General features: G+C 58.7%; 3 protein-coding genes. 2 read left to right on the forward strand and 1 reads right to left on the reverse strand.

Translation table 11 applies throughout. From position 1 onward, the window contains the following. Positions 1-163: 163 nt before the first annotated feature. Entirely contained in the window at positions 164-853 is a 690-nt protein-coding gene (locus GSQ92_RS07630) for an alpha/beta family hydrolase (protein ID WP_216856788.1), read from the forward strand. A 290-nt stretch (positions 854-1,143) separates the two neighbouring features. Beyond that, positions 1,144-1,368, forward strand: coding sequence for a hypothetical protein (locus GSQ92_RS07635; protein ID WP_159013293.1), 225 nt, complete (start codon positions 1,144-1,146; stop codon positions 1,366-1,368). A gap of 1,367 nt (positions 1,369-2,735) precedes the next feature. On the opposite strand, the gene GSQ92_RS07640 is transcribed toward GSQ92_RS07635, so the two are convergent. Next, positions 2,736-3,213: SDR family oxidoreductase (locus GSQ92_RS07640; protein ID WP_159013294.1), on the reverse strand; the 478-nt coding region annotated here is incomplete at its 5' end.

Genomic DNA, 3,213 nt, shown 5'->3' on the forward strand with positions numbered 1-3,213 from the left:
CAGCGCTATGCCTGCCGGCGGTCGCACGGACGTGGCTTCAGGTAGGCGGACATCGAATCCCACAGATTCAATCGCCTCAACCGCCGTCTCGGCGCGATACGGCGCATTCCCTGGGGAATGGTAAAGAGTTCGAGCGCATGGTCCATGCGAGAGGATGAAGGCGATGACGCGGGCAACCGCTCTGACAATCGCAGTCGACGAGAGCTGCACCGTCTCGGGCATCCTGCAGGTGCCTGCCGCAGCGCGGGCCTGCTACGTCATGGCGCATGGCGCCGGGGCAGGCATGAACCATTCCTTCATGGCGGCGGTTGCCGACGGTCTCGCTGAGCGGAACATCGCGACGCTTCGCTACCAATTCCCTTACATGGAGCGAGGCTCGCGGCGGCCTGATAGCCCGGCTCTGGCACATCGAACGGTTCGAGCGGCTGTCATCGAGGCGGCGCGGCAATTGCCAGCACTGCCTCTTATCGCCGGCGGCAAATCATTCGGCGGTCGCATGACCTCCCAAGCGCAAGCGGAGGCGCCGCTCCCCAAGGTCGAGGGTCTGGCCTTTTTTGGCTTTCCGCTGCATCCGGCCAACAAGCCCTCGGTCACACGTGCACAGCATCTCAACCAAATTCGAATTCCGATGCTGTTTCTACAGGGCACGCGGGACGCGTTGGCCGACATGACGCTGCTTGCTCAAACCATCAACACGCTCGGCGCAAGGGCGACGCTCGCAGAGGTCAGCGGAGCGGATCACTCCTTTCATGTGCCAGCGCGATCTGGCCGCACGGATGCGGAAGTCTTAACGGACATGCTCGACACATTTTCCGTTTGGATAACGGCGAACACCCCAAGAGTAGGCACTTAGCGTCGCTCATGGCCGAATTTCGTTAATCGGCCACAGCTTTGTCTTGCAGATTTCGTAGCCATTGCGCGACATAGAAAACGATATTTTTCTTCAGCGGGTCCATATGCCAAAGGCCGAGCTATGTTTAGCCGATCTGATTATCAAATTTTAATGCATCGACATATTGTGCTTGCGAGGAATCGACGCCATCTGCGGCTTTCGACCAATGTCGCGTCGTAACCATCCTGATGACTAGTTGGATATTGGACCTTGCGTCAGAATTCGCCCGCAATCTGAAAGAAACATGCACTATGTCTGCCACCACCACCCGCGCGCCGCGCGGAACGAAGAACTTGTTTCTGGCCTTTTTTGCTGCTGCTGACGCCATCAAGGAAGATAAGCGTCCTGCGGCCATCAAGGCCGCGCTGGCGTCGATCCGCGGAGAGTTGAAGGCCTCACGGGAACGGGCGAAATTGGCCAAGTCGCGCGCCGGCAAGAGGGGTCCAGGCCGCCCGCGCAAGGTTAAAACTGTCTAGTATTGAGTGTTGGTTCAATCCGCTCGTCTTCGAGCCGATCTTAAAACCAGGACGACTAGCGAAGCGGCCGTCGTGGCTGGAATTCTGAAATAGTCCGAACCCCTTCTCATATCGAGCAGCCACCACGCCGTCTCAAGCGAATGACGCCTTGTCACTCAGATACCATCGAGACCCGGCTCCATCCAAATTCCATGTCAGCGTCTGGCAAGGGCGAATAGGAGCCGTCGTTCACCCTCCGGTCAAGGATTACGCTCACGGTCAACGTCTTCAATCAGAAGAGCGTCCGCCCTGATGAGGCAGCGGCGATGGATCGATTCATACATCTCGTAGACGTTCTCCCTGCGAGTTTGTCGGCCTCCCAATTGTCGACAGGCGCACTGCGGGTTGTCCAGTATCAGATTGAGCCCAACTTCCGCTCATGAGTAAAAGGATCAACGTCGCGCCTGCAACGGTCTTAAGCGTCCCGACCGGTTGGGACGAGACCCTCTTAATCTGCGGCAAGTGCAGCAAGAAACTCTCGGGCGGCTTCGGCAAAGATGGCGCCGAGCCGTTAAAGACCGTTCTTCGTGCCTATCTGCGAAAACACGGCCGGCGAAGCACCAGGATCATTGAGGTGAACTGTTTCGGCGTCTGCCCGAGGAAGGCCGTCACTATGGCCCGCAGTTCGAAACCGGAAAGTCTGCTTGTCGTGGGGGCTCGAGTGGATCCAGCAAGTCTCCTTAGCTGGCTCCCGCCACGGAATTTAGAGTGACCCCAATCAGAAATATTAGCCCGACAGCTTGCGTCATTGTACGGTGCCCGCTCGCTCACACGCGCTTCGCTAGCTCTCGCACCCCGGGCTAGAGCCTCGACACGCGTTTTAACCCGCCTGTCCGCGCGTTGAACGATATCACACCGAAATTGGCGCTCACAAAATCGAGGATATATCGGCTACTTGGTCCGGGCTCTCCAATGTCGCGAGATGGCCCGTTGCTATCTCCAAATAGCAATAGCGCACGTTTGGGATGAGATCGACCAGGCCACGTGCATAAGCGGGCGGAGCCAGATGATCGTGCGCGCAACCGATAACCAAAGTGGGTTTGTTGACGCGCACCGGCTTGGTTTCTTACGTCCTTGTCATAAGCAATTCAACCTGCCGCGCCAATCCGTCCCAGCCATCTTGAGCAGCAATTTCCTTGATGTCCTCTGGGTAAGGAAATCCGAGGTAAAGCCGGTAAACAGTCGACTCGCCAACTTCAGTACGATATTTCCTTGCTTTCGATTTCCTACACGCTCCGCACACAGAACCTGTGGCACCTGGGCAGGCCAGCGCACCATGACGGCATGCTCACATTCTTACCGCGGCCAAGTTTAGGGGCCGGCTCCGCTTAAGCCGTAAAACGTAGACCGCCGTCGCAGATCAGCGTTTGGCCGGTCATGAAGTCGTCGGCGATCAAAAACGCGATCGCCTGCGCCACGTCCTCCGGCCGCCCGACGCGGCCGACCGGGGTTCTGGCCGCGAAGTCTTTGAACATCGCCTGCTTCTGGGGCTCAGGCATGCCGTCCCACCACGGTGTATCAATCACGCCCGGAGAGACCCCATTCACACGCATGGGCTTGAGTTCGACGGCGAGGATCGGGACGAGCGCTGCGACGGCGGCATTGGCAGCGCCAATCCCGGCGGTGCCAGGCACGGCAGCCTGGGCTGAGACGGCCGAGACGAAGGTGAGGCTGCCCGTTGGGCTCAAGAACGGCAGCGCTGCCTGCGCTGTCGCGAAGTGTGCATAAACCTTCTCCTCGAAGCCAAGTCGAACGCTGGCAAGACTGACGGTCGCGAAAGGCCCTACGCCCTGGCCGCTTCCGAGG

This window comes from Acidisoma sp. S159 (assembly GCF_009766125.1).
Taxonomy (GTDB): domain Bacteria; phylum Pseudomonadota; class Alphaproteobacteria; order Acetobacterales; family Acetobacteraceae; genus Acidisoma.